This is a genomic window from Aeromicrobium camelliae (assembly GCF_003850045.1).
In the GTDB taxonomy this organism is placed as follows: Bacteria; Actinomycetota; Actinomycetes; order Propionibacteriales; family Nocardioidaceae; genus Aeromicrobium; species Aeromicrobium camelliae.
This window is the reverse complement of the sequence record NZ_RQJX01000028.1, coordinates 1-26,388: the sequence shown is the minus strand read 5'-3', so window position 1 is coordinate 26,388 and position 26,388 is coordinate 1. Positions and strand designations below refer to the sequence as shown.

The window sequence follows — 26,388 nt, the reverse complement described above, 5'->3', positions numbered from 1 at the left end:
CGAACCACCACACGTTGTTTTGAATGCGGTCCGCCGTACCGCCCGAACCGAGGCCCGGAGTGTCCACCTGAACCCACATCGTGGTCAGGCTTGTCAGGAGCGACGCGACGGACTCTGCGACCGCCTGGGCGACCTGGTTGATGATCGAGCCACCCACGGCGCCAGCAACGTCACCGACGACATTTCCCACGCCCTCTCGGGCGAGACACAGGGGGTCAGTCCAGCTGCATCCTTCGTTTTGGCTCTCGAACAGTAGGGTCATGGCCGCCACTCCACAAATCCCGAGAGATTCCCGATCTGGGACGAGCTGACGTTGCTGGTCAAGTACCAGTCGCCGTCGCGCCAGGTGAGTGAGTTGGTCAAGGTGACCAATTCACCAATGGCCGGACCCTCTTTGACGCGATGCGCGGTGGTGATGACGGCACTCTCTGCGCTGATTGAGTCAAATCGGAATCCCGCGAACTCGAGAGCGCGAGTGTCGAACGTGTCGTTACGGCGGGACGGAGCGGGTTCACCGTACGCGGGGTCGTCGGGGTCCAGCCGCGTCCTTGTGAACGCGTCCGGTTCTACTTCATCCGAGGCTGCGTCGAGCCGGTAGTAGGCGGCCGCCAGCAGGGCGCCCTCGGCTGAGTGCGCGAAGCAGGAGTGGATTCCCTGGGATTCCTCCCCTGGGCCAGCATCCTCAATCGTGGGTGCGGCCACCCCGTCGACGAGTTCCCACTCAGTGTCCGGCGCTGACCTCAGCACATCGAGGTCGCCGTTCGGAAGTCCGCAAATGGAGTCGGTTGCGGTGGTGTCGTCGGCAGACGGCGGCCGCTGATCCCCCGAGGGCTCATCGTCACCGCCGGTCAACGCCAGAACCAGGCCCAGCACCACCACCACGACCGCCAGTACGCCGGCCGCGATGAGGCCGGGGCTGGGGCGGCGTCGGTCAGGAGAAGCGCGATCTGTCATGGTGTCCCACCGCTCAGATCAGGGCGCCTACGAGGGCGGCCGCGGCTCCCACAACGACGGCTCCGACAAGCGCCCAGCCGAGGCGCGCCACAGACTCGCCGCCGCTGCCGCGGTTGAGTTGGACCGCCATCATGCCGCCAGCGATGAGGGCACCAATCAGGCACAGCGCGGCCGCGATCCACGCGACCCACTGCACGATGGTTGTGATGCCCTCGGTGCCGGGCGGCTGAGTGCCGCGGCCCGGATCGGGAAGCTCGGTGACGATGAGTGCAGCGAGCGACGTGAGGTTATTTAGCATTGCTCCCCCTGAGGATGGTCTGAATTTCGGTGATGGCTTTGCGGGAGGATCGTTCAAGAGAGCCAGTTCCGAGTCCTCGACGCACGGACTCGTCCCACCCGATGTGCCAGGCGTGGGGGGCGCCGCCAGAGGCGACGTCCACCGCTCGGCTCAGCTCGCGTGGCAGGCGACCTGGGGCGTCTGCAACCCACACGATCCCGAGCAGCCGAATCTTCGGAGTGGTGCTGGCAGCCCACGCCCGCAAAGCCCTCTGCGCAGCCTCGACCGCTGAGCTCGACGTGCGCGAGGTGAGTAGGACCAATGGGGCCGGATCGACTTCGGGCCAACGATGGTGAGTCGCCAGACCGCCGAGCAGCTCAGCGATGGTCGACTCCGCTGATCCTCCGTGAACGCCCACAACACACAGCCGGTCGGCCGGGACCTGAACGCGGGCCAAGCTGTCTGCTGCCTCAGGCGGCGTGACGCCTGGCTGCGGGCCGGATGGACCCGTGAGGGTCACACCCTCCCGTTCGGCCACGGACTGCGGCGACGGTGGTTCAGGCTCCGGCGAACTCGGAATCCACGGATTCTTTGAGCCGGTCGAGCGCGTCATCTGGGCACCCCCTCCCATAGGACTAGTTCTTTCGTACCGTAGAACCTGACGAAACACTCCTGTTCGGAGTGCCATACCTGATGATAGACCCGTTTCCCCGGTATTCGCCACTATTTACCTGCTTGCGTAATTTGCACGGGTATAGCACGCTGTTTCTAGCGAAAGCCAGAACTTCTATGATTCGGGGGAGGTGTGAGCGTGTATGCGCCCGAGACCGGGGGTGTGATCGAGGAGGACTGGATGTCGCGAGAGCCGCTGCTGACCGTCGAGGAAGTTGCAGCGTGGCTGGCGGTAACGCCAGAGACTCTCCGCGGCATGGTCCGTCGAGGCGAAATCCCACACCTGCGGTCTGGCCAGAAGCTCATCCGTTTTGATCGCGAGCAACTACAGCAGTGGGCCGACCAACATTCCGGTGGCACGCAGGACGGCAAGGGTCCGCGGGTCCCTTAGCGCGCTAGCGGCAGTCGCCGCCCTCGCGGGTTGCGGGAGCGCTGGCAGCGATGATCCCACTCCCCCGCCGGCTCCCGTGGTTACGGAGCCTGAACCCACGGCCTGGACGGCCGACGAACAGAACACCGTCGTCACGGCGGCCAGAACGATCCTGCTCACGTGGTCGAGGCCAGACAGGCCCCACACCCAGTGGTGGGCCGAACTCGAGCCGATGCTCTCTCCGACCGCGCAAGAGGTCTACGAGATCACCGACCCGTCGACCATCCCCGCTCTAAAGATCCATGGGGACGGCGAGTGGGAGTCCTACCCGGACCCCTACGTTGCCACCGTCTGGTTCGACACCGACCAGGGCCGATTCGGCGTCGACGTCTCCCGCACGGCGCTCGATGCCCCGTGGGTGGGCGAGCGAATCATCTTCCCCGGTGAGGGGTCGATCCTTCAATGAACCGTTCAGGCCTCACAAGCGTTCTCGTCGGCGGAGCCAGCGTCACACTCGTGGCGGGGTTGGCGATCGGCCTGCCGATCATGCAAGGGAACGCTGCGACCTGCGCACCACTGGAACTCGGCAACGTCGAGACCGCCGGCCTCGACGGTTGGAACGACGAGCAGCTGAGCAATGCAGCCATCATCGTCAAGGTCGGCGCCGAAAAGGGCATCAGCGCCCGCGGACAGACGATCGCGGTCATGACCGCGATCGGTGAGTCCAGCCTCATCAACATCGACCGCGGTGATGCTGTTGGCCCCGATTCCCGCGGGCTATTCCAGCAGCGAGACAACGGGGCGTGGGGCTCATACGAGGACCGGATGAACCCCGCCAAGGCCGCGGCGATGTTCTACGACGCCCTCCTGCGCGTCGACGGATGGGAGGAACTCGACCCAACGCTGGCCGCGCACCGGGTCCAGCGGAACGCGGACCCCTACCACTACGAGAAGTACTGGTCCGATGCGCTGGCGATCGTCGCCGCGCTGAGCGAGACATCGATCGACGAGGCCGCGGCCATCACCGGCCCCAACTGCTCCCCTGACGCCGCCAACGTCGTCTGGACCAGCGGAGAGGACTGCGACTTCGGTCCGCTCGACAACCCGCGCTCCTGCGAGGAAGCGCTAGCCGAGGCGGCCCGCATCGCTACTGCCGCGCCGTGCACCAACGAGGTCCGCGGCGGAAGCTGGCGGCGGCGCTGCCTTGAGTTCGTCGCCCGCGCCTACGGCTACACCTACAGTGGCGTGCCCACCGCGCGCGCCATGCATGACGAGCTGGCCGCTCAAGGGCTCGTCAGCAAGTCCGACGACATTCCGGCCGGCGCTCTCGTTTTCTTCGACTCGTCAGACCCCGCCGGACACGTCGCCCTCTACGCCGGCAACGGCCAAGCATTCAGTAACGACTATGTCCGATCGGGCTGTATCGATCTGACGCCGATGGACCAGATGGGCTCAGGAGGCCGATACCTCGGCTGGGCACCCCCCGTTTTCACCAAAGGAGGCTGAACATGTGGCCACACATCACTCTCGACATGAGAACCGACAAAACAGCGGAGGTCGTCGTCCTCGGTCTTAGCCGCGTCGTGAACTCCGTCGACGAGGCGCTCGCCATGGTCGCCGGCATCGCCGCCAAGCTCGACCGCCAGGTCGAGGCAACAACCAAGGTCCAGGGCGAGACAACGGGCTCGATCGTGGTCTTTCCAGATCGCACCTACGCGGACGCCGCGACGCCCGACGACCGGCACTCAATCGCAGACGCTCCGGACGTCGAGCACCCTGCTCTCGCCACGCTCACCGACAGCGAGGCCGCGGACCCGGTGGCGCCGTCGAACCCCTGGACGCCGACACCCGCAACGTCCGCTCCCCCGATCCACGTCGCCCCCGAGGCGCCGCGGCACGCGCGACGGAGCTTCATCACCACCACACCGGTTGCCGAGCCCGCCCGACAGGGCTGGCGCGGGACTCTCAATCGCTTCGGGCTCCGGCTCTCCCCAGGGGCCGAGGAACAACAGTGGCGATCGGACGTCCAAGCCGTCTCGCAGCACTGGCCAGGCCCTCGCACGATCGCCATCGCCAACCCCAAAGGTGGCGCAGGCAAGACCCCTGCATCAGCAGTGATCTCCGCAGTGTTCGCCCGATACGGCGGCGCGGGAGTCCTCGCATGGGACAACAACGAAACTCGCGGGACGCTCGCCTGGCGTACTGAGGGTGCCTCACACGACGCCACCGTCCTCGATCTGCTGCCGCAGACCGAGCAGCTGCTCTCAACCACCGCACAATCAGCGGAAATGTCGTTCTTCACCCACCACCAGCCAGGTGACAAGTACGACGTCCTACGCAGTGACCAGTCCGTGGCCGGCGACCACGAGGTCTCTGCCGACGACGTGCACCGCATCCATCGCGTCGCAGCCCGCTACTACCGACTGATCGTCATGGACAGCGGCAACAACGAGCGCGCCGCCAACTGGCGAGCCATGATCGAGCACGCCAACCAGCTCGTCGTCCCCTGCACGAACGCAGAGGAAACCGCCGAGGCCGGCGCACGCCTGCTCGACGCCCTCAAGGAGCGAGACGAGCACTCCGCACAGCTCGCAGAAAACGCCGTGGTGCTGGTCTCCCAGCGCACACCCAGCAAAGACCCCAACGTCGCCCGGATCGTCGACGGCTTTACGCCTCTCGTGCGCAAAGTCGTACCGATTCCCTACGACCCGGCACTGTCCACTGGCGTGATCCACTTCGACGCGCTCCGGCCCGCCACTCAGCGCGCCTGGCTCGCAGCAGCCGCCGCCGTCGCAGAAGGGCTTTGATCTATGACGCACAGACTCCGGAGACAGTTGTGTGACGACACGCGAGCCAAATCCCCCCTATGGCATAGGGGCCTCACTAGGTTGAGGGTTATGTCCAAGAGAGCCGCAGGCAAGAAGGGCTTGTACGCCGACGTACAGCCCGAGGCCTACGAAACCATCGCGAAGATCGCCCTCGCGACTGGACTGACGAAGGCCGAAGTCATCGAAACCATGGCCGCCAACGTCCGCATTGGACTCGACGGACAGCCCATCGGCTGGCAGCCGAACCCCCACAAGAACCAGCAGGAGTTGCCTTTGGCTAGCTCTGCCTAAACGGAGCGAGGCCCGCACCGAAGTGCGGGCCTCGTAAGCCTCGCTCAGACCGCGTTTGCTTGGCGGCTTCCCGGTCTCGAGCTTCGACCAACTCCCTCCGCTGAGGGAGGGCCTCAACGATCCTTCTCACGAAAGGACCGCTGTTGAGTACCAGCATAGCGTCCTTGGCGCGCCCTGCCCACATTTCAGTTTCTCCACCCCAACCGCGTGTTGAACATCAGCGGTTGCCACGGGTCCGACCGCACACAGAGACGTCTTTACGCTCGCTGCGACGAGCCACGAGCGCCCACACGCGCCGAGGCGGCCTCGACGTCCCTCAGCCGCCCCGAGAGCTTCTTGCTGCGGTCCCCACGTGGTCGTCCCGCCGGTCAATGCTCCGCGTATTACGCGCGCTCGCTCGCCAGCCCCGCACCCGACAGCTCTGCCGAGCTGCCCAGATCGCCGTCGAGACGTGGCTCGCGGTGGCCACCAACGACGCACTGGACGCCGACGTGGCCACCGGCCGCAACCTGCGCACGTCGCAGACTGTCGCGGCCGCCCGTGTCGGGCGCTCGGAGCGAACGATCCGCCGAGCACGCGCCGTATCTGTGCGGCTCGGGGTGCTCGTCGAGCTGTATCGCGGCCGCGAGCTCAGCGGCGAAGAACGCCTCGCTCTGTACGACGAGAAGCCCGGACACGGACAGCGTGGCTACCCCAACGTCTACGCCGTCACGGTGTGCCCCACCCGCCAGCGGCGCCGTATCACCATCCCCCGGCCTGGCCGGTATGCCCGCGTTCTTTCACAGTCACAAGGCTTCGGCCACCTTCCCCCGTTAGGGGGCGTATCTCTAGAAAGTAACGTTATTGAGATCTTCCCTTTGGCGGACGCTGACGCGTCCAGAGAGGCGGAGTCGGCTCCGCCGACGCTCAAACGAAGAAGGCGGCGCCCCGGCATCGGGCTCGCCTACCGCACATTGAACGAGCCGGCCATCGCAGGTCTACTCCGTGACGTCCGTCCAGGTGCAGCAGCGGCCATGTTCGCAGCTCACGATCGAGGCGGCTGGACCGGCGCCGCGCTCGCCAACGCGCTCCGCGACGAAGCCGACCGCCGGCACATCGCTCCATGGACTAACGTTCACTCGCCGTACGGGCTTCTCAAGATGCTCCTCACCTCGGTCGACGTCGACGCACACGCCTACTTCACCCTGGGCATCGCCCCCGACGCTCTCCCGATCGCCCGCGCCGCGGAGCCTTGCGGCTCCGACGACTGCGACGGATTCGGCTGGATCAACCTCACCATCAACGGCGTCGACCACGCCCGACCCTGCCCACACTGCCCGCCAGAAGTGCGACGCGGATGATCCCCGTCCCTCAGCGACCCGTCAACAGCCCGCCAGCCGATCGCTGGGAGTGGTCAAGGGTGAACGGGGCGGGCAGCGCCCTTGACCGCTCCCAACGATCGCGCCCATCGTCAGGCCCCGGGCCGCGACCAGTACTCACCGAGGCGCCACCCGGCCACGAATCCGAGGACCACCGCTAACGCTTGCACGAGGTCCTGAAAAAGGGCGATCGCCGCGGCTGCGCCGCGGTCCGGCTGTGGCAGAGCGAGCAGGATCAGCACGGCAACGGTCACCGCTCCCCCAGCTGTGGCCAGGCTCGACCCGCTCCCTCGATAGAAACCTCGCCACGCGGCGGCCACGAAGCCGACCATCGCTCCCGCAGCGACCTGCCACCCGGCCTGAATCAACAGCTCCATCGCGTTCATGTCATTGCCTCCATCGTTTGAAGTGGTGCGCGGCTGCCTGTCGAGCAGCCGGAGAGTTACTAACAGGGCGCCGCAGCAAATAGGTCGACCTGTCGTCCGCCCTCACCAACAAGACAGTGCGAACGACCTTGGTTCGGTGACAGAAAACGATGGAACGAAATGGTGGTAATAGAGTTAGTAGTTTCGGACGTTCATCCAAGTCGGCAGTCGAGGCGCGACAGATCAAGCGGGACCGTGCGAGGCTGTGGACGGGTGACGCCTCGTTCATCCCTTCATTTCCCAGGCGAGGCGCCACCCCATTACATTCCGCAGGGCACAAGCATCACGCCGTGCCGGCGTGACAACGGAGCCGCCTAACGGCGGCGCAGTAGCGGGCAGAGCCCTTGTGTTCCCTCCTGGCATTCCATCGTCGCCGGTCACTCCCTCCGCGCAAGCGGCTTCGCCGCCGCTCCCCCGAGACTTTCCGGCCGCGTCGCTCCGCTCCTTATTTCGGCCAGAAACTCTCTCCGCCGCGCCCTGCGGGTTGCACTCCGGTCGTTCAACCGGCTTTGGATTCCACACCAGGAGGGAACAAAAAACGGTCGGCGCAGGCGATCACCAGCAATACCGCTATTGCCACTAACGGAGGTAGAAGCCATGAGCAAGGTTAAGAGCAGCAAGACGCTGGACCAGCGGCGCGAGCAGGCCGAAGCGCTCCAGGCCTCGATCGTCGAGCAGGTCGAGCAGCTGCGCGACGGCGAGCAGTGGGCTCGGTTCCTAACGTTCGCCCGGTCGTTCCACGCCTACAGCATCAACAACCTCTTGTTGATCCTGAGTCAGAATCCCTACGCCTCGCGAGTCGCGGGATTCCGCAAGTGGCAGCAGCTCGGACGGCAGGTCCGCAGGGGCGAGCGCGGGATCAAGATTTTCGGGTACGCGCAGAAGAAGATCACCGCCGAGGACGGCGAGGGTGACGAGGAAGAACGCACGATCACGTATTTCCCCATCCTGACCGTGTTCGACATTGCTCAAACCGATCCCATCGACCCCACCGCGCCCGACCCCTCGACCGTCGCGCAGAAGCTCCAGGGGGACGACCCGAGCGGCATCTACGCCGCGACAGCTCATTACCTCAGCACCATCGGCTGGACCGTCGAGCGTGAGCAGCTCACGAGAGCGAACGGCTACACAGACCCGGCCTCCCGCCGCGTCGTCATCGGCGCGGACCTCTCCCCCGCCCAGGCGGCGAAAACAGCCCTCCACGAGGCCGCGCACGCCATGTTGCACGCAGACCTAGAGCCCGCCGCCTACCTTGAACACCGCGGCATCGCAGAAACCGAGGCCGAGAGCGTCGCCTACGTCGCCGCTGGCGTCCTCGGACTCGACACAAGCGCCTACAGCATCGGCTACGTCGCCGGATGGAGCCACGGCGACGCCGACACGATCAAGGGCACGGCCGCAAACGTCCTGAAAACCGCTCATCAACTCGTCGACAACCTCGTCAGCGCCTAATGCCACTATTACCACTAACGGAGGTATAACCATGGAACAGTACGCGATCGACCTCGACGCCCTGATCCGCGAGGAAGCCCTAGCGCGCGCCGGACAATGGACCGGCGCCCCGCTCACCTACACCACGGATTACTACGCGCCCGAGCTACTCGATGCGGCCTTTGAGCGCTACCAGCTCGAAAACGGGCAGCTCGGAAGCCTCCGCACCAGTCACATGTGGGCGCCAGCCATTGCCGTAACGGTGACCGCTGCGGCCGGTCACACCGCGCACATTTACACGGCAGATTGCCGCTGTGACGAGCCGGACCATGACCACGGCCCCGACTTCCCCGACGATCTCATGTATCAGGCAATCTGCCCGCCGTGCAGCTGGCACCACATCGCCGCCAACGAGAACGCGGCCGTGGAAGCGTGGCACGACCACGCCCTGCCGGGTTGGCGAAACCTCCCCGTAGTGCCGCGACGCGTGGCCCAACTCGACGACACGCGGGCGACCAGACAGCGGCGAGACCGATGGGTTGCCGAACACTATCCGGAGCATTGGCAGCGCCCCGGCTATCCGATCCTCACCGAACGCGGCAAGTGGGGGACCCGGCATGTTTCGGGGCGGTCCCCGTTCGGCGGGTACGACCTCACCGGGTCGGTGGGGGAGTAGGACCCGTGGCCCCATTACCCCTAACACCACTATTAGCGGTAATGGGGCCACCCGCTGACGCGGGGATCGGCGGCGGCCGTCGAGGTCCTGGCCTGAATCTCCGCACTCGCCAGCCGCCGGGGCCTCTCAGCGGCCCGGACACGGAGGTCCGGGGAAGTGCCGCGAGGGACGGCAACAGGTGATCCACCAGAAGCAAGGGAGAGAAGCAGCATGCACAGAACTCGCCAGCGTGTCGTACCTGCCACAACTGGCCCTATTAGTACCATTCCCGTTAATGGAGGTAACCCTATGACCGCTCAGATTTTCGCCCTCTGCAATCAGAAGGGCGGCGTCGGCAAGAGCACCACGACGTTTCACCTCGCCCGCGCTGCCGTGCTTCGGGGTCAACGAGTGCTTGTGGTCGACAACGACCCGCAGGGCAATCTCACTCAAGTCGCGGCTGCTGATCCGGTCTCGGAGGACCAGGCCGGCCTGGCTGACGTGCTGAGTGCGCGAGCGCCCGAGAAGCTGCGCGACGTCATCGTTGCCGGTGTGTGGCCGGGGCTGGACGTCGTACCTACCAGCGGGATCGCACTCGGCTATGTGCGTGACGAGCTCGTGATCGCGGGTGCCGGCCGTGAAGGCCGAATCAGGGAGGCCCTCGAGGACGTCTCAGAGGACTACGACCTGATCCTCATCGACTGTGCGCCCTCGCTGGATCAGCTCACCATCAACGGGCTCACCGCCGCCCATGGGGTCATCGTCGTCACCCACTCGCGCCTGTGGAGCGCAAACGGCTTGGCGCAGCTCCTACAGACCATTACGAGTGTCCGTGAGCACTACAACGCGACCCTGAGGGTCGCCGGAATCATCGTGAACCAGCACGAGGACAGCACAGTCGGGGGACGTCATTGGCTTGACGAACTGCACCAGGCGGCGGCCGCCCACGGGCTCATCGTCCTGTCACCGCCCATCCCTAAGCGCGTTGCCATTGCTGACGCGGCGGAGGCCGCCCGTGGCCTCGACGAGTGGGGGACCAGCGAAGCCACCGCGCTCGGCGACCTCTACGCCGAACACCTGACTGCGATCGAAGGGGCAATGAAATGAGCCGTCCACAGCCACGTAAGTCCTCGTTGAGCGGCATGAGTCCGGTCGCCCCGCCCGTCGCATCGGAATCCGTGTCCGATCCCGCACCCGAGGAAACGCAGTCGACCCGTTCGGCAGCGTCGACCTCGACGCCCAAGGCTGAGAAGAAGCCTGCGGCCAAGAAGAAGTACCCGTCCAAAGCGTCGTTCTACCAGGACCCCGAGGACACGGCCCGGGTCCGTGGCGCGATTCTCTACACGATGGCGACCGAGGGGCCGCGATCGTTCTCTGATTTCGTCCACGCAGCCGTCATGGCTGAGGTCGAGCGCTTGGAGGCGAAGTACAACGACGGCAAGCAGTTCCCGGGCGTCGGTCCGCGAGAGCTGCCCCAGGGCCGGCCGATGGGCAAGTGAGGACGACTCACTCGGTTGGAGGAAGCGCGGGACGAAGCCGCTCCGCAGGCATCCAGTTCTCGTGCGTCCCGCCCTCAGGAGTGCCCCACACGCAGCGGGCTTCCCACGACGAGGTGGTCCGCCGCCACTCGACGAGCAGCCCGGGATATTCAGACGCCCGGTGCTGCAAGGTTGAGAGGTTCACCCAAACGTGGCGAGGGCGCGACGCCGATTCCGGGGGAGTCACGGCAGGGGGGTCTAGGGCGCTGAGCGGGTCCCCGTAGCGCTTGTTCTGCCCCATGACCACAGCATAGAACAAGTGTTCGACCCGAGCCGGTTCACAGCGTGAGCAACGGCGTGAAGAACGGCGTGAGCAACAGCATGAAGAACGGCGTGAAGAAGATTGCGAACAAGCCGACCTCAAGATAGAGTTGAAAGCGAAGCCTCCCCCTGAGGGGTGCGAGGAAGTGAGGTCGGGACCCCCGCCGGACGACGGGACCCGGCCTTCGCGTTTTCTACACGTCGATGTGCACGAGGTCGATCTGACCGATCAGCTGCCGCGGCCGCGAGTCCATGTTGCGAAGGTCCAGACCCACGGCTCCGGCTACGGCGTCGGGAACCCACAGCATGGGCTCTTCGCTGGGCAGTCCGAAGTCGACCCGCAGGCTCTTGAGCCGACCTTGACCACGGAGCGCCGCAACCATCTCAAGGTCCTTCTTGTTGAGTGATTGCGTACGACTCTCGAAGACGACGCCGCTCACCCCGAAGTTCTCAAGCTCAAACAGCAGTCGATCCATGCAGCGTCGTCTCGCGCGCTCCTGGCTGTCTGGCCGGTACTCCGCGCCGACCACCACCAGATGGGAGAGGTCGCAATCGCCCACCGCAGCGGAGATAGATGCGCGCAGCTTTTCGTCCTCGTCGCGCCAGTGCAGCCGTGTCTTTCCTTTCGGGAGCAACTTCACCAGCCGTTCCCGCACTGGCTCGCAGCCGTCAGGGTCAGCGATCGCTGATGCCAGCAGGTACATGCCGCTTTGGCCGGCTTGTGGGGCATGCATGGACTCATCCACCCAAGCGTGTAGCCGGAATTCGTTCATGGCTATGCCCACCATCCGGCTAGCGACTGGACGTCGCGAGGGTTTGTTTCGATGAGAGTCACCACTCCATCGTCTCAGGTCCATCCCGCAAACCCGGGGCGCTTGTGGAAACCCAAGTGAGCCCCGCAAACGATCGTTTTCGGTTCATTCCCGCAGCAGGTCTGACTGAGGGCCGAAGTGCGCACCAAAACCGTCAACCGAAACGCCCGCCAGCCGAAACACAAGGACAGACGTTTTCGGTAGGTTGAGAAAGGTGACGACGAGGGGGAGCGGCCTGTGAGCAACATCGTGGGATACGCGCGGGTCTCCACACGCGACCAGAACCCGGACTCCCAAGAGGCTGAGCTGAGGGCGGCGGGCGCCAGCCGGGTGTTCGTGGATCACGGCGAGTCGAGCCGGATGGCCACTCGGCCTCAGTGGGTCGCCTGCATGGACTATCTGCGTCCTGGCGACACTCTCGTCATTCGCGCGCTCGACCGCATCGCCGGCAGCGAGAAGATGGCCATCGAGATCATCCACGAGCTCGACGAGCGCGGCGTGCTCATTAAGAGCCTCACTGAACCGGCGATCGACACGACCACCCCGATGGGTCGAGCCCTCTACGGCATCGTCGCCGTGTTCGCTCAGCTGCGCGTCGACACGATCCGAGAGAACACAATGCGTGGCCTCGCCCATGCTCGAGCCGAGGGTCGCGTCGGCGGCCGACCGACCGTGATGACACCCGAGCGGATCGAGGCCGCGAAGAAACTGCGGGCAGCAGGGCATAGTTACGCGAAGATCGCCAAGGCTCTCAGCGTCGGCGCGTCTTCTGTTGCTCGCGCTCTCAGTGATTAATGTCGTCGACATTCCGGCAGACTGCTGATGGGGCCTAACGCGACGGCGTAGGCTCAGAGGCCAAAGGACGACAACTTCAGGCGGGCTAATGAACAACGGACGCTGGACACCTGAGGATCTCGACCGCGTAGCGAAAGTGGCCCAGGGCGTTGCCCGGCAAGTTGCACAGTGGCCAGAACTACAACAAGCGGCTGAACGGGTTCGTGCTCAGCAACCTGCATTGGTTCAGGCAAGTGGTCTCAACGCGGGCGCCCAGGAGTGGGCAGCGAGCGTTCAGCAGATAGCCGAGCTTGCGGAGGTGCGGCGAGCCGCGTCTCAGTTGACGGCTTCTCTAGAACCTGCATTCGAGGCGGCACGGGCATATTCGGACTTCGTAGAACGACACAGTGATGCGATCCAGCAGGTTGTGTCCGGTTTCGCAGGAGCTTTCGCAGCGGCCACACAGTATGTCGAGCGTCAGCCCGAGGTGGTAGCGACGGTGCAGCGGCTCGTCGCCGCGTCGCAAGGTGTTGCACCGCCGGCCGACGACCAAGACTTGAGCGAGATGCTGCGCGACGAGACGCTCGTTGCAGCGGCTCAGGAACTCGGTAATGAGGAGGCGTTCTCGCAGTCGCTCGAGGAGGGACTTTCCGAGGGGGCCCTCAGAGAGATCGCCGAGGACGAGGGCTTCGATCAGTTCGTTGAGGATCTCCAGGACAAGCTCTCGTCCACTACGCCCGGGTCCGCGCAGGCCCCGGTGATCCCCGTGGAAACCGCTGCTGCGTACTTCGCGTGGATCGCGAGCTTGATCTATCTCCGAAGTACGTATGAGTACCCCGAGTTTTGGGAGTTCATGGAGCAGCCGCTGTCCATGTTTGGGGTCTACCAGATCATCATGCTTGCCGCTAAGAAGGAGCTCGATCCCTGACGCTGGGGGCGCCGCCAGCCAGCGAGGTTGATGCTTCGACCCAGGCCACGATGTCTGCTGGTCGGTAGCGGACCGTCCGATCGGTGACGTTGATGTAGCGGGGACCGGTGCCTGCCGATCGCCAGCGAGCCAGAGTGGCTGTCGTGACGTTCAACCGGCAGGCGACGTCGGATGGTTTGAGTAGTGCTGGACCGAGCCGGGTGGTGGTCATGGTGAGGGTTCCTTTCGACAGATCGGTTCCTTAGCCGTCAGGCGGCCCCACCGTTGTTCGCCCCGTTCCCGTTGTCTCTCCCCGATGCGAGCGCCGGGACCGTCAAGGGTCGCCGGAGGCGACATGTCTTGCCCTTGACGGTCCCGGCGGGAGCGTCAGAATCGGGGAGCGGGAACGGGGCACAGAGCCCCACTAGTGCGGCCAACGGCCGCACTTCAACAGCGCCGCGAAGCGGCTCCATCATGCGGCGCCCGAGGCGCCGGCCGGGCGCAACCCCGCGACCGCGCTGGCTTCATCCGCTGGCGCTCCTGACCGGGAGCAAGATATGCACTTAGATAATCTAAGTGCTAGTGAGCGCTCGACTTTGGCTCGCTGGTGGGCGACACTGGCCGTGTCGGAACCCCCGTTTCAGGGGGGCGCTGCGCTGGGCGAGAAGGGGGCCGCGACCATGGCGGGTCGACGTCGACGACTGGAGAACCGAGCGGATGGCGCGCGAGGAAAGCCGCTCTTTATGCGGCTGTCCGACGACGAGGCGACGGCACTGGCGGCCCGCGCTGAGGCGGCTGGGATGAGCCGCCAGCGATACCTGTTGACCGTGGCGCTGAGTGAGCAGGGTGAGGGCGCGATCGCGTCGCGCGAGCTGTTGGCTGATCTTCTTCGAGCGCGCCGGATCGTCGCCGGATCAGCGGACAACATGAATCAGATCGCTCGGCACGCGAACACCGTTCACGAGGTGCCGTCGAGCTTCGCGGCCGCGATCGACGACCTGCGTCAGACGCTCAGGAAGCTCGATGACGCGGCCGACGCGGTGGCGGCGATGATCCGGGGGGAGCGCGTTTGATCGCCAAGATCGGCCGGGGCGGGGAGACCGCCGGCCTGATGCGATACCTCGTCGGCCCAGGGCGGTCCAATGAGCACACCGAGCCGCACCTTGTCGCAGGGTCCGCAGGGCTGATGAGTTGGTACTCCACCGACACGCTCAGCAAAGCGGAGGCGAACGAGATCGCTGGCGAGCTGGACCGGTTCGGAAAGCTGTACGGCGTGAAGGTGACCAAACCGGTCACCGAGTTCGATGAGGCGACCGGGCAGCGAGTACCGACAGGGGAGAGGCGAGACGCTCACGTTTGGCACTGCTCGCTGTCGTTGGCGCCGGATCACGAGCCGCTCGGTGACGACCGGTGGGGACAGATCGCCAGGGAGTTCGTCGAGGCGATGGGGTTCGACGGTCCGAGCGCTGACGGTGCCGTGTGCCAGTGGGCGGCGGTGCACCACGGCGAGACGAAGAACGGTGGTGACCACATCCACCTGGTGGTGAACCTCGTGACCTCAGACGGCACCGTTGCCGACGTACGCAACGACTACCGACGTGCCAGTGCGGCGTGTGCTGCGATCGAGGAGCGCCACGGACTAGAGGTCGTCGACGGACGGCACCAGGGCCGATCGGCTCGACCGGAAACGTACACCGAAACCGAGGCCGCGGGAGTGGGTCAGATGACCTACACCGCCCGCCTCGCTATGACGGTCAGAGCGGTAGCAGCGGCAAGCAGCAACGAGGCGGAGTTCGTGCGGATGGCGCGCGAGGAAGGTCTGTGGGTACGCCCTCGATTCGCCGCCGGCGGCCAGGAGCACGTCACCGGATATGCCGTGGCGGACCGACCCGCGCACGGGCAGACCGCGGTCTGGCGATCGGGTGGCAAGCTCGGCCGCGACCTCAGTCTGAGCCGACTCCGGATGGCATGGGGGGAGGGGTCACGACCGGAGGACGCCCTCGATGAGTGGCGGGCCGCGTGGCGCGGTCAGCCACTGCCCGGGCAACGCCGTGGTGCTCAACTCGACGACGAGACGCTGCGTCAGATGTGGGGCGACCTGGCAAGGGTCAATGAGCAGCTGGCGAAGGTCGACCCGGAGAACGGGCCAGTGTGGTCCCATGTCGCGGGGCAGGCAGCCGGGGTGCTCGGCGCGTGGTCACTGCGTACCGAGAACAGGCCAGGGGAACTGGCTCGCGCCAGCGATGCGCTCGCCCGCTCAGCACAGACTCAACGGCGAACAGTCAAGGGAACACCGTCAAAGCTGACCGGCTACCGATCGGCCGCGAGGGTAGCGATGGCGCTCGGAGCAGGCATGGACTCGCGCACGGCGCAGGTCATCATTCTTCGTCAGCTCGTGCACACGCTGCGCACCATGTCGCAAGCGCGATCGCAGGTGACCCGCGGCCGCGTCGAACGGCGTGAGAACGAACGCATCGCGGACGCGCTGAAACGCGTGCAAGCACAGCTCCCGGCGGCGCCGCCGAGCCTTGGGGTCGGGAAACCGCCCGCGAAGCACCTGCCACTGGACCCGGCGCTGCCGCGCACGGTGCAACAGACGAGCACGACGACGAAGGAAACAGCAGCAGAGCGCGGGATCGAGCGCTAACAATGGAAGGAACACATCGGGGGACACCATGAGTGAGTTTGAGCCTGACCCGGCGCAGCAGAGCGTCACCAAGATCGGCCGCTCAGCGGCGCTCGCAGCGTCGCTACTTGCCGAACGCATCGCGCGTATCCGAAGTGACCTCGCCGTGGCCGAGAGGACCCGCCAGCAGGAGCGAGCAACACAGCTGCGCCGCACGTACGAGGCCCAGAGGGACGCCGCGCGAGCGGAGCTGCGCACGGCGGACACGCAATGGCTCCGCACCGCGACCACCAGCGAGCTCGCGCACGCCTGGCGGGCCACCGAGGTGTGGAGCCGGGTAGAATCTGATGTGTTCACGCCTGACCGCGATCGAATCGGACAGGCCATCACCCGCCGCGTCGGCGTCGACGTGGCGCGGCTGCCCGTCGACGAAGCGACGAAGCGGCTCGACGAACTGGCAGCCCACGAATACGCGGCCGCCGCCGCGCACCGAGCTGCAGAGCGGCAAGACGAGGGCCGTGCCATGGCACTGGCGGCCGCCGGCCTCATTGAGGACGCAGACCTGGCCCGCGACACCGCACGCGGAGAGGCGGGCGAGGCCGCGGCGGCCGAGCGGGACGGTGAGTCCGCCATTGCGAGTCGAGATGCGGAGTGGAGGAAAGGCCTCATTGAAAGGGCCGAACGTTCAGGGCTTACCCGGGACGAGGCGATCGGAGTGGCGCGAGCTTCACGGGGCAACGCACGAAGCGTGCAAGCGGCCACCAAGACGTCACCGAGGGCACGGTCCCGGAGCACGGCGAGCAGTGGACGGACGCGGGAACGCGGCTTGGAACGATGAGATCATGCCGTCTTGGTTAGGCGGCCACGGCACAGGTTGACGATGTAGATCGCGGTGTGCACTACGCGGTTCCTCAAAGAGGGGCAGACCTTCGAGCCTGGAGGCGCGTCCTCCATGAGCCGCCTGTTGCTCGGCGTCCTCGGAGCCGTGGCCGAGTTCGAGCGCTCCCTGATCCGCGAGCGGCAGGCTGAGGGCATCGCGCAGGCCAAGGCCAAGGGGGTCTACCGGGGCAGGGCGCGCCGCCTCAGCCCGGAGCAGGTCGTGGAGGCGAGGGAGAGGGTAAGCGCTGGTGTGCCGCTCTCCCGAGTTGCTCGCGAGGCGGGAGTGAGCCGGAGCGTGATGGATGACGCGGTGAAGGGGCGCGGCGCCTACGCTGACGTGTCAGAAGTCGCCTGAAAGGCGGTGCCCCCGCCCCCCTCGCCATGAGCGCAGGCGTCAGTTATCCGCGCCCTGCCTGAGCCGGGCTCGTTGCGATCATAGACTGAGGCTAAAGAAGGCAGTATCAAGGAGGACTTCAGGCATGCCAGCAGCGCCACGCGGGTCACGACGCACGACGACTCACGGTGCGTTGGCGCTGGTGGAGGACCCGCCCGACGCGACAGGGCGGGGTGCTATGGCGCCTGTCTCCGACACCTTCGACCTCCACCACGGCGACGTGAGCGAGGTCTACGAGACCTGGCCCACTCCAACCACCATCATCAGCGATGGCGCGTACGGGGTGCGTGGCTTCCACGGTGACACCGTGGACTCCACCGACCTCGTGGACTGGTACCGCGACCACATCGAGGCGTGGACCCGTGCCGCCACCCCCGGGACGACGCTGTGGTTCTGGGGGACCGAGGTCGGGTGGGCGACCGTGCACGCCGAACTGGATCGCCAGGGGTGGGACTACGTACAGACGATCATCTGGGACAAGGGGCTGTCCCACATTGCTGGGAACGTGAACGGCAAGACCATCCGCCAGTTCCCCGTCGTGACCGAGGTGTGCGTCCTCTACCAGCGTCGGTTCGAGGTGCCCACGGAGGATGGCCTGCTGGGCGTCCAGGAGTGGCTGCGCCACGAGTGGCAGCGTTCGGGATTGCCCCTCTACCTGTCGAACGAGGCTTGCGGGGTGCGGAACGCCGCCACGCGCAAGTACCTCACCAGGGACTGGCTCTGGTACTTCCCTCCGGGGCCGATGGTGGCCCGTATGGCGGCGTACTGCAACGAGCACGGTTATGAGTCCGGCAGGCCCTACTTCTCCCTCGACGGACAACAGTCCGTGACTGCCGAGGAGTGGGACCGGATGCGCTACCCGTGGACACACACCCACGGGCTGACCAACGTCTGGACCCGCCCCCCGTTGCACGACAGCGAGCGGCTGAAGGGCTCGCTGCGACGCTCTGCGCCGCGCACGTACAAGCCGACGCGCGCCTCAGCAACCCACCTGAACCAGAAGCCACTGGAGTTCATGGAGCGGCTCGTCCACGCGACCACCCGTGAGGGAGATGTGGTGTGGGAGCCGTTCGGAGGACTCGCCTCTGCGTCCGTCGCCGCCGTCGCCCTGGGGCGACGGGCGTTCGTGGCCGAGAAGGACGCGCACTTCGCCCAGATAGCGCGAGAGCGACTCCAGGACGCTGCCGCGAACCGCGAGGTGGGCGCAGAGACCGAGGCGATAAGGGTGGACGAGTGACAACAGACGGTCGAAGCCCCGAGGAGATCGCTCAGGAGGTCGAGGAGCAGCGCGGCATCACCGATGCACCCGTGCCGGAGGTGCCGGGGCCAGAGCGAGAGCACCCCGACCCCGCGACGAAGCGTGGGAAGTTGGTAGAAAACGTCAGGGACGCGCTGGCGGCGCTCCCCGCGCACTTCGCGTCGCGGACCTTCATCGAGGGGCTGGAGGCAGGCGACCTCTTCTCGCTGAACTCCATGCTCGGCGGCAGCATCGAGATTCAGGTGGTCCAGACCCTCAACCGACTGCGAGCGGTCTGGGACCCCGATGAGGAGTGGGAAGAGTATTCGTTCGTACGGTCTGCGCAGACATTCCCCGACGTACGACTCGCCACGTCGAGCCCCGGTCGCATCGCAGCAGGCGAAGCGGTTGGGCTCGGGCTGGAACTGAAGGGCTGGTACTTGTTGAGCAGGGAGGGCGAGCCTTCCTTCCGTTACACCGTGAGTCGCGACGCCTGCGATGTGCACGACCTGCTTGTGGTCGTCCCGTGGCACCTCAGCAACGTCCTCGCTGGCGACCCGGTGGTCTATGCGCCGTACGTCGAGTCGGCGCGCTATGCCGCTGATATGCGCAATCACTACTGGTCCGTGGAGCGGCGGGAGAGCGACGAGCGCAAGGCCGCTCAGGCCGTCGAGCAGGGGAAGAAGCCGAAGAAACTCCCGGACGACTACTACGACATCCGCTCCCCCCAAGGTCTCAGCCCGTACCCCGCTCCCAAGACGAAGACTGCCGACGTGGCCGCTCACGATGGCGGAAGCAACTTCGGGCGTGTGGCCCGCGCGTCGGGACTCATGGACGACTACGTGGAGGAGTCCCTTCGCGCCCGCGTAGCGGGGATCGAAGCGCGGCACTGGGTGGCGTTCTTCAAGGCGTACGCGGAGGGTGCTCAGAAGGGCGAACTCCACGACCGCATCATGCGCCAGATCGCCCGCCAGCGGCAGGATCAGAACCTCGACTCCGATGACATCGCCGTGCTGCTTCGGGAGTGGGTCAACCGACTTCCGGGTAGTTGATCTCAGTCCGCACAGAGTCCGCAGGAGAATCGAATCTGCCCATGGCTAACAATCACAACCAACGGCCTCTGCGCTGGTCAGAGGCACATTGCCAACATGACCAGGAACAGCCATCACCCACTCAGAAGTTCGCCTTGTACTGCTGGGGCCGTGCGACCACCTGGTGCTGAGCGATGTCATGCTGTGCTGGTTCTCCTCCGCGCCTCGGTGCCGTTACGCACTGAGAAACGCTGAAACGCTTCCTCGGACATACCAATCCTTTGCGGTGGCCTCGCGCTTCGAGGCGATCGGCGGAGCGCCGATTGATCTACTCGTCCGCAAGGAAGATATCGCGTGGCGCACGGTCTGTCGGTATCTTGCGGCTTCTGCTGATGTGCTCCTTGTTGCAGCCTTTGAACGGTCCCTGAGGATCCGTCAGCACAGCCATGTGAGGATCGGCGTGCTGTAGAAGCCAGGTCGACATGCCCAGCGCCGGGTCCAAGCGGAGCGCTTCAAACGACCGCCAAAGCGCGTCAAGACGCAGGATGGCCGCGGGGTGGCGCCACCACTCCGGGCACCAAATGGCGGACGCGGCGCTGGTGTCGCGCCAGCACATTTCAAGAAGGAAGTCCTCGACGAACTCGGCCAGGCTCGCGTACTCAGTCTTTTGGTGGGAGTTCTCGGGTGATTGCTCTCCGCCGTCGAGGCCGGCGAACGCGTCGTCGACGTTAGTCATCACAGTTCCTCGATCGCGGTGTAGTTCCGTTCTGCGGTGGTCTTGGCGGGATCGTGGCGGCGTAGCGAAGCGCTGATTTCGGCCGCTCGTGCGCTGTCCCACCATGGCTGAGTGCGACCCAGGAGCGGGCGAGCGCCTGCGGCGAACACGACGATGCGGCCTCGATCGAGGGCGCCGAGGTCTGCGACGTCGAGGATGCGTTCGCGGCGCCGCTGCCGTGAGGTCGACCGGCCACCGCCGCGGCCGTTGTAGCTGGTGGAGACGTCGACGAACTCGGTCTCCCCGATCAGCCGGGAAAGCTCATCCAAGAACTCGACCTCAGAGACGCCGCCGCCGTAGACCTTCACGGTCGCCGCCGACCACAGTTTGCGCATGCCCTCGCGGCCCCATACCTCGACGCCCTGCGACCAGGATTGCAGGAACGTGAGGACGCAGATGCCGCGTGAACCGTAGTGGCTGTAGAGGTTGGGAAGTTCGTTCCAGCGGCAGACGTTGGCGGCCTCGTCGAGCACCGCCACCATGGGAGTTCCTAGCCGCCCTCCGGGTAGTGACTTGGCCGTGTGCTCGGCCGCCTCGCAGACCGCGACGGTCAACGCCGTGACCAGGGGTCCGGCGTTCCCGCGTCCCTCTTTCGACAGCGAATAGAGCGTGTCCGAGCTGGTTGCGAACGCTACGGGGTCGAACTGCGGTTTTCCTGGCTGCGGCGTCACCCAACGGGTCGCCTCCGCATTTGTGAGAAACGAGACGAGCTGCTGAGCGGTGCCGTAGACACCGGCACGCTGCTTGTCCGGAGCGTTGACCACGCCGCGCACCGCTGCTGCCGGGAGGGTGAAACCGGCATCGTCGAGCAGGATCGCCGGTTCATCGCTGTTCGGGTCGGTGATCCAGAGATACACCTGCGTGATCGGCTTACCGCCGATCGCGGCCGCCAATAAGAAATTGGCGAGCAGGTCGACAGCCGCAGCGTCGAAGTATGCGTCGGTTTTCGCGCCGGGACGGCGGGCAGCGTGAGCGAACACGTCAGCGAGCGAAGCCGCGGTGACCTCGTTGGTCACCGAGCCGAGCGGGTTCCACCACCAGGTGACCGGCTCATCGACGAGGCCCTGCGGATCGAACACCCACACGCGGCCGTGCTTCTCACGAACGCCCCGGGTCGCATCGCACAGGTCGCGCTTGTTGGACGTGGCCACTACCGCGCCGGGTGCCTCGACGATCGCCGGGATGGCCCGTGCGCTGGTCTTGCCGGCGCGCGGCCCCCAAATGTCGACGGACACCGATTCCCAGTCCTGCCAGACCTCGGCGCCCCCAGCGACACCACGAGCCACCACGAGGCCAGGCGTACCGCTGACGCCCAGGCGCTCGGCGGTACGGCCAACCTCACGGCGCGAGGTCGGCGCTACCTCACGGCCGCGGCCCATCCGCGCCGCGGCACTGTCGACCCGCGCACGTCGACGCTTCAACCGGACCAGCGCTGCTACCGACAGAGCAGCGAGGACGACCACCACGACACCGAGCACCACGGCGGCGACGGTGGCCGTTGACGACCATGCGACGTCGCCGGTCACCAGGCCGACCACGAGCGTGAACGGGTTAGCTGGGACCTCGTGACCCTCGCGCCAGCTGGACACATGAACGGGAACCCAGGTGAACAGCAGCACCAGCGCTGCTAACGAGAGCACCGCGAACAGTGCAATCGCCTCAGCGTTTGCGTCCGGCGCACCGTGGCGGCGGTTCGTGGCTGACATCGTGGCTACTCCTGGCCGATGGCAGATGGGCGCTGGCCATGCCAGCGCTTGTTGGTGTCGTTCACGGCATGCTCGATCTCAGTCAGTTGGACCTGGACCGGGATACCGGGCCGAGAGCCAACCTTGATGAGGAACTTCCCCAAACCAGGACGATGGCCGGTAGCGCCGCCAGTGGAGTTCCACGAATCCGGGCTGGACCAGCGGGTTACCAAGTCGGCCTCCGCCTCGGAGAGGCTGATGACCGCCGACAGCGCGTCAACCTCCCGGGAAGGAACGCCACCGAGGACGACGAAACCGGCGCGCTCGACGAATCCGAGGGCCTTGGCACGATCCTCAGCGCTCGGGAGCGCCTTGAGGTCGTCGGTCGTGTGCGAAATCATCGCCTGCCCGACGCCCCACTGGCGGTTGAGCCGGGTCAACGCGTCGACGCGATCGACCAGGCCAGGGGCAGTGCGCAACGTCCGCCAAAGCTCATCGAGCACCACGAAGAATCGTCGCTGCGGTTCAAGACCGGCATCGGCGAGAGCATGGGTGACGTTGATGGCACCGAAGCCGGCCGACCAGCACGACATGAGTACCGCAGCTTTGATCGCGTCGTCCTCGTCGTTCAGGCTCGAAACGTCAAAGACAACCGGGCGGCTCAGATCCATCGTCTCTGTGGTTTGGGTGTTGAACAGCGCGCCGAGACGATCATCGTCGACCAAGGCGATCAGAGCCGCCTCAAGGTCCTGCGTGGTGGCGCGGTAGCGATCAAGCTCCCCGCGATCGAGAGCCATCTGCCGCAGCTCGTCCGGGGCCGAACGAATCAGGTTCAGCAGATCACCCAGGACGGGGATGCCCTCGTGGCGGTCGTCCAGGATGCGCAGCGCGCGTCCCACGATGTTGTCCTCGAGCACGGTTGGAGGCGTACGACGCATCAGCGTCAGCAGCGCGCCCACCATCGTGTGACGGCGGGTCCGCATGTCAGCCAGCACTTGACGTCGCGCCTCGCCGTCGAGGCGCTCCGCGGCCGCGAGAGCCGCACCCGGGTCGAGGACGTTGAGTCCGCCGCGGCCGCGGCCTAGCGGAATGACCTGACCGCCCATCGCCTCGACGAGGTCGACGTAATCGGGTTTGAGGTCACCGAAGAACAACGGCGTCACCCCGAAGCCAGCGAGCCCGAGCGACATGCGACGGATCAGCGTCGACTTGCCCATGGCGGGCAGCCCCAGCACGTACACCGACGGGTTCAGGATGAGGTTCCCTTCCTGAAACCATGAAATCGGGTCACAGCAGACGGTGGCTCCGCGGTTGGTGGCGCCTAGAGCTCGGCCGAGCGGGACACCCACCGAGGGCACCCCCGAACCCGCCGCAAAGGGCCACAACCCGCACACCTGCACAGTGGATGCCCGCCACTGGTCGGGCGGCGCCAGGTACCCGGACGCACCCCCGCCCGGGGTACGCCAGCCCCGCGAACCGGGCTTCGGCGCCTTCACCCGCTTGCCGGCGCCAGCTTTGAGCGCTGCCGCTATCTCCGCGTCCCGCCGCTCCGCGGGCGTCAGCTCTTGCTCTGGCTTCCGCGTCAACATCACAGGTACCTCCGAATCTCCTGCGGCACACGCGAATGCGAACGCAGCACCAGGCCCAGGGGCAGACCGGCCGCGAAAGCCGCGTCCTGCGATCCCCAGGCAGGCCGGATCAGCAGCCGCGCGCCCGCCGCGAGGTTCTCAACGGCGACACGGGCCGCCGTCAGCCGATCGGGGTCCGTGACCGTCGCCGTGATGACCATGCCGAAGTCCACCAGGCCCGCGCCGCGAGCTTCTTCATCCGCCGTGGCGCGGCTGGCCCGCGCCGCCGCGAGGGCGCGGGACGAGGGCCTGTTCGTCGCGTTCACCCTCAGATCGGCTGCACGCTTATCCGCCTCGACGACGGCGGCAGCCTCCACAGAGGAAAGCGGCTGATACATGATTGCGATTCGTTTGCGGTCGACGTCGGCGTGCGCGGACAGCAACCGGGTCAAGACGTTGGCGAACACTTCGCCTCGCGGTGCCGAGGACATGTACCAAGAACGGCTCACCGCACCGTCATGCCGGTAGGTGTCCCAGCTGGCTTCCGCCGCGGCAGGCCCCGCGTCGTTCCAGCTGAGGTCGGGTTGCTGTCCCGAATCGTGAATCTCATCGAGCAACGCCGCGGCGCCTGGGTCGTAGGCCGTCCGGACAATCTCGCACAGCCCCTGAGCAGTGACGGGCGTCGCGGCCCCGGCACCCGTAGAACCGGCGAGAGTCTCAGTCAGACCAGGGAGGCGGGAGGCAAGGTCAGCGATCACGTCCGCCGTGGTTCGCTTCGGGCCAGCTGCGCTCTGCCCGCGGAACGTCACCGTGACCCACGCCCGATCGAGGGAGGCGCCCGCGGGATAGTCGTGCACGACCTGACCGAGAACGGCTTTAGCAAGGTCAGGGGCGTTCGGATCGAGGCGGCGCTGTACTTCGCGCTTCAATCGTGCGCCGGTATCCGGCGCTGTTTCGACCGTCACTTGAGCGCCGACGACACCGAGCTCCTGGCCAAGGTTGGCGAGCCACTGCCCCCAGCCTGCTACCCATACGTCGACCTGATCGGCGTCGACGAGGGACGCGCCCTCAGGAGAGACCTCGACGGCCACCGCGTAGTGCCCGACCGCTGGGTATTCGATCACCGCGAATGGCCGGTCGTAGGCGTCGCGAGCCTCGTGGAGCTTGGTGGTGGCCAGGATTCCAGGCGGCGTGAAGGAGCCGTGCGTGGTCGGACCGCCGCGGTAGAGGTTCTGGCCACGTCGACGGGTCATTGACCAGCCGACCCGATTGCCGACTCGCATCGCTAGGTTCCGTCCGTGACGGTCCCGGACACCAACAGCGCCTAAGGCGAGCAGCCAGACGAGAACCAGCGGAGCTGCGACGAGCCAGAGCCCGAGAGCGACGACCAAGGCGATGATGAGCGCTCCGCCCACAAGAATGACCGTTCCGGCCGTTCCGAGGCCGAGCACACCGGGAGACTCCGGTCGTCGGAAGTTCCCGTAGCGACGCGGAGCCGTCGCCTCACTGTTGGCTACCACGAGGACCATCCCCCTCTACTGAGTCGTTGATCGCCTGTTTGGCGTGCTGTCCTGCGCCGCGGACCGCTTGTGCTCCCGCGATCGCTGCTCCGGCGGGGCCACCGGCCGCGGCGGCCGCGCCCGAACCGGCGCCAGCGGCCGATCCCGCACCCATGGAGCCCGCGCCAGCGGCTCCGGTGCTCGCGCCCGTCGCTCGCGTGGCGCTTTGGCTACGGCCACCTGTCGGATCGGACGACGGCACGGACGACCCGCTCGGACCGCCACCGTTCTTCCCACCAGCGGGAACTGGCGAGGACCACGAGGCAGACGCCGGGGCGGGTGCTGCGCCCGAAGGTGAGCCACCGCCAGCTGCGGCGGCCACGCCCGCCGCGCCGAGAGCGGCGCCGAAGCTGCTGCCACCCATCGCGCCAGACGCCAACGACGAGGTTTGCGGTACGACGAGCTTCATCGTGGCCGGGAGTGCGATGAGCGCGAGCGCCATCATGCAGAGCCCGACGATCGAACCGGTCAGCGAGTCGGGATTGCCGAACATCGTGACCGCGGCCGCGTAGATGATCGCGGCGGCTGGCTTGTATAGCAGGAAGGCGACGATCCAGGCGCACGTTTTGCCGAACCACTGCTCTCCGAACCGGGTGCCCGTCGCGGCTGCCGAGAGGGGCAGGAGACCGGCGAGCAACACCAGGGCCGCCGACCGGAAGAACATGAGGACGATCTGGCCGACCGAGAACAGCATCGCGATCAGCCCGAGGACGATCGTCATCATTGCCGGCAGGCCTGGGGCGCCACCGAACGCCACGATCCCTTGGAACAGGGCGGCAAGGTTCTGCTCGAAAGAGCCGTCCTCCAGGCTGCGCCCGATGATCCACGTCGAGAACGAGTCGCCGGCCTCGACGCCCAACCGAACGAAGGTCAACCCCGCACCAGCAACGACGACGAGTGTCAGCAGCGATTTCAGTAGTTCCTTCGCAGGGCGACCGCTGCCCTCAAATGCCATCCGAGCACCCGCGACGAGGACACCCACGATGGCCAGAACGCCTGCGAACCACCACACGTTGTTTTGAATGCGGTCCGCCGTACCGCCCGAACCGAGGCCCGGAGTGTCCACCTGAACCCACATCGT

The 26,388-nt window shown here is 66.2% G+C and carries 29 protein-coding genes; 18 read left to right on the top strand and 11 right to left on the bottom strand.

What is annotated here, in order from left to right; genetic code table 11:
- The 3 genes from EHW97_RS15605 to EHW97_RS14865 all read right to left on the bottom strand — a co-directional run.
- Positions 1-262 (bottom strand): hypothetical protein (locus EHW97_RS15605; protein WP_208002077.1); only part of this gene is annotated, 262 nt, incomplete at its 3' end.
- Positions 259-882, bottom strand: a complete 624-nt coding sequence (locus EHW97_RS14870; RefSeq protein ID WP_124237955.1) for a DUF8175 domain-containg protein — start codon at positions 880-882, stop codon at positions 259-261. The genes EHW97_RS14870 and EHW97_RS15605, both read right to left, overlap by 4 nt.
- A gap of 85 nt (positions 883-967) precedes the next feature.
- Positions 968-1,252, bottom strand: a complete 285-nt coding sequence (locus tag EHW97_RS14865; RefSeq protein ID WP_124237954.1) for a hypothetical protein — start codon at positions 1,250-1,252, stop codon at positions 968-970.
- Positions 1,253-2,042: 790 nt separating this feature from the next.
- Between EHW97_RS14865 and EHW97_RS14860 the strand changes: the two genes are divergently transcribed.
- The 6 genes from EHW97_RS14860 (at position 2,043) to EHW97_RS14835 (ending at position 6,732) form a co-directional block, all read left to right on the top strand.
- Positions 2,043-2,294 (top strand): helix-turn-helix domain-containing protein, encoded by a 252-nt coding sequence (locus tag EHW97_RS14860; protein WP_124237953.1) that lies wholly within the window; start codon positions 2,043-2,045, stop codon positions 2,292-2,294.
- A 211-nt stretch (positions 2,295-2,505) separates the two neighbouring features.
- On the top strand, positions 2,506-2,739 hold the full coding sequence (locus tag EHW97_RS14855; protein WP_124237952.1) for a hypothetical protein: 234 nt from the start codon (positions 2,506-2,508) through the stop codon (positions 2,737-2,739).
- 50 nt (positions 2,740-2,789) lie between these two features.
- Positions 2,790-3,779: an NlpC/P60 family protein gene (locus tag EHW97_RS14850; protein ID WP_166367535.1), complete on the top strand. Its 990-nt coding sequence runs from the start codon at positions 2,790-2,792 to the stop codon at positions 3,777-3,779.
- A 26-nt stretch (positions 3,780-3,805) separates the two neighbouring features.
- Positions 3,806-5,080: a ParA family protein gene (locus EHW97_RS14845; RefSeq protein ID WP_208002076.1), complete on the top strand. Its 1,275-nt coding sequence runs from the start codon at positions 3,806-3,808 to the stop codon at positions 5,078-5,080.
- 90 nt (positions 5,081-5,170) lie between these two features.
- Positions 5,171-5,392 (top strand): hypothetical protein, encoded by a 222-nt coding sequence (locus tag EHW97_RS14840; RefSeq protein WP_124237949.1) that lies wholly within the window; start codon positions 5,171-5,173, stop codon positions 5,390-5,392.
- A gap of 461 nt (positions 5,393-5,853) precedes the next feature.
- Positions 5,854-6,732: a hypothetical protein gene (locus tag EHW97_RS14835; RefSeq protein WP_124237948.1), complete on the top strand. Its 879-nt coding sequence runs from the start codon at positions 5,854-5,856 to the stop codon at positions 6,730-6,732.
- A 110-nt stretch (positions 6,733-6,842) separates the two neighbouring features.
- Here EHW97_RS14835 and EHW97_RS14830 read toward each other — a convergent pair whose 3' ends face one another.
- The gene (locus tag EHW97_RS14830) at positions 6,843-7,136 is read right to left on the bottom strand and encodes a hypothetical protein (RefSeq protein WP_166367534.1); all 294 of its coding nucleotides are present in this window, start codon (positions 7,134-7,136) and stop codon (positions 6,843-6,845) included.
- Between the two features lie 636 nt (positions 7,137-7,772).
- Here EHW97_RS14830 and EHW97_RS14825 point away from each other — a divergent pair.
- The 4 genes from EHW97_RS14825 to EHW97_RS14810 all read left to right on the top strand — a co-directional run bounded on the left by EHW97_RS14825 (position 7,773) and on the right by EHW97_RS14810 (position 10,760).
- Positions 7,773-8,627 (top strand): ArdC-like ssDNA-binding domain-containing protein, encoded by an 855-nt coding sequence (locus EHW97_RS14825; protein WP_124237946.1) that lies wholly within the window; start codon positions 7,773-7,775, stop codon positions 8,625-8,627.
- 31 nt (positions 8,628-8,658) lie between these two features.
- A complete protein-coding gene (locus EHW97_RS14820; protein ID WP_124237945.1) occupies positions 8,659-9,282 on the top strand; it encodes a DUF6349 family protein in 624 nt (207 codons plus the stop codon).
- A 288-nt stretch (positions 9,283-9,570) separates the two neighbouring features.
- Entirely contained in the window at positions 9,571-10,368 is a 798-nt protein-coding gene (locus EHW97_RS14815; RefSeq protein ID WP_124237944.1) for a ParA family protein, read from the top strand.
- Between the two features lie 71 nt (positions 10,369-10,439).
- Complete coding sequence (locus tag EHW97_RS14810; protein ID WP_243696475.1) at positions 10,440-10,760, top strand: ParB family protein; 321 nt, start codon at positions 10,440-10,442, stop codon at positions 10,758-10,760.
- Between the two features lie 494 nt (positions 10,761-11,254).
- Here the strand turns inward: EHW97_RS14810 and EHW97_RS14805 are convergent, their stop codons facing one another.
- Entirely contained in the window at positions 11,255-11,833 is a 579-nt protein-coding gene (locus EHW97_RS14805) for a hypothetical protein (RefSeq protein WP_124237942.1), read from the bottom strand.
- A 276-nt stretch (positions 11,834-12,109) separates the two neighbouring features.
- Between EHW97_RS14805 and EHW97_RS14800 the strand changes: the two genes are divergently transcribed.
- A complete protein-coding gene (locus tag EHW97_RS14800; protein WP_124237941.1) occupies positions 12,110-12,667 on the top strand; it encodes a recombinase family protein in 558 nt (185 codons plus the stop codon).
- Between the two features lie 88 nt (positions 12,668-12,755).
- Positions 12,756-13,574 carry a hypothetical protein gene (locus EHW97_RS14795; RefSeq protein WP_124237940.1) on the top strand — a complete coding sequence of 273 codons (819 nt, stop codon included), beginning with the start codon at positions 12,756-12,758 and terminating at the stop codon, positions 13,572-13,574.
- On the opposite strand, the gene EHW97_RS16005 is transcribed toward EHW97_RS14795, so the two are convergent.
- On the bottom strand, positions 13,552-13,785 hold the full coding sequence (locus EHW97_RS16005) for a helix-turn-helix transcriptional regulator (RefSeq protein WP_121795622.1): 234 nt from the start codon (positions 13,783-13,785) through the stop codon (positions 13,552-13,554). The genes EHW97_RS14795 and EHW97_RS16005 overlap by 23 nt on opposite strands.
- Positions 13,786-14,110: 325 nt before the next feature.
- Here EHW97_RS16005 and EHW97_RS16000 point away from each other — a divergent pair, with 325 nt between their 5' ends.
- From EHW97_RS16000 to EHW97_RS14760, 6 genes are all read left to right on the top strand, one after another.
- Positions 14,111-14,626: a plasmid mobilization protein gene (locus tag EHW97_RS16000; protein WP_424922780.1), complete on the top strand. Its 516-nt coding sequence runs from the start codon at positions 14,111-14,113 to the stop codon at positions 14,624-14,626.
- Positions 14,627-14,739: 113 nt separating this feature from the next.
- Positions 14,740-16,200, top strand: a complete 1,461-nt coding sequence (locus EHW97_RS14780; protein WP_166367533.1) for a relaxase/mobilization nuclease domain-containing protein — start codon at positions 14,740-14,742, stop codon at positions 16,198-16,200.
- A 28-nt stretch (positions 16,201-16,228) separates the two neighbouring features.
- Positions 16,229-17,017 carry a hypothetical protein gene (locus tag EHW97_RS14775; RefSeq protein WP_124237937.1) on the top strand — a complete coding sequence of 263 codons (789 nt, stop codon included), beginning with the start codon at positions 16,229-16,231 and terminating at the stop codon, positions 17,015-17,017.
- Between the two features lie 114 nt (positions 17,018-17,131).
- Entirely contained in the window at positions 17,132-17,413 is a 282-nt protein-coding gene (locus EHW97_RS14770; protein WP_121795601.1) for a recombinase family protein, read from the top strand.
- A 217-nt stretch (positions 17,414-17,630) separates the two neighbouring features.
- A complete protein-coding gene (locus tag EHW97_RS14765; protein ID WP_166367532.1) occupies positions 17,631-18,689 on the top strand; it encodes a DNA methyltransferase in 1,059 nt (352 codons plus the stop codon).
- A complete protein-coding gene (locus EHW97_RS14760; protein ID WP_124237935.1) occupies positions 18,686-19,741 on the top strand; it encodes a hypothetical protein in 1,056 nt (351 codons plus the stop codon). The genes EHW97_RS14765 and EHW97_RS14760 overlap by 4 nt, the downstream gene beginning before the upstream one ends.
- Before the next feature lie 307 nt (positions 19,742-20,048).
- Here the strand turns inward: EHW97_RS14760 and EHW97_RS14755 are convergent, their stop codons facing one another.
- The 5 genes from EHW97_RS14755 to EHW97_RS14735 form a co-directional block, all read right to left on the bottom strand.
- Entirely contained in the window at positions 20,049-20,456 is a 408-nt protein-coding gene (locus EHW97_RS14755; RefSeq protein ID WP_124237934.1) for a DUF4913 domain-containing protein, read from the bottom strand.
- Complete coding sequence (locus EHW97_RS14750) at positions 20,456-22,201, bottom strand: type IV secretory system conjugative DNA transfer family protein (protein ID WP_124237933.1); 1,746 nt, start codon at positions 22,199-22,201, stop codon at positions 20,456-20,458. The genes EHW97_RS14755 and EHW97_RS14750 overlap by 1 nt, the downstream gene beginning before the upstream one ends.
- 5 nt (positions 22,202-22,206) lie before the next feature.
- Positions 22,207-23,529, bottom strand: coding sequence for an ATP/GTP-binding protein (locus EHW97_RS14745; RefSeq protein ID WP_243696474.1), 1,323 nt, complete (start codon positions 23,527-23,529; stop codon positions 22,207-22,209).
- Positions 23,530-23,768: 239 nt separating this feature from the next.
- Positions 23,769-25,277 carry an SCO6880 family protein gene (locus EHW97_RS14740; RefSeq protein WP_208002075.1) on the bottom strand — a complete coding sequence of 503 codons (1,509 nt, stop codon included), beginning with the start codon at positions 25,275-25,277 and terminating at the stop codon, positions 23,769-23,771.
- A partial coding sequence (locus EHW97_RS14735; protein ID WP_208002074.1) for a TrbL/VirB6 family protein occupies positions 25,252-26,388 on the bottom strand: 1,137 nt, incomplete at its 5' end. The genes EHW97_RS14740 and EHW97_RS14735, both read right to left, overlap by 26 nt.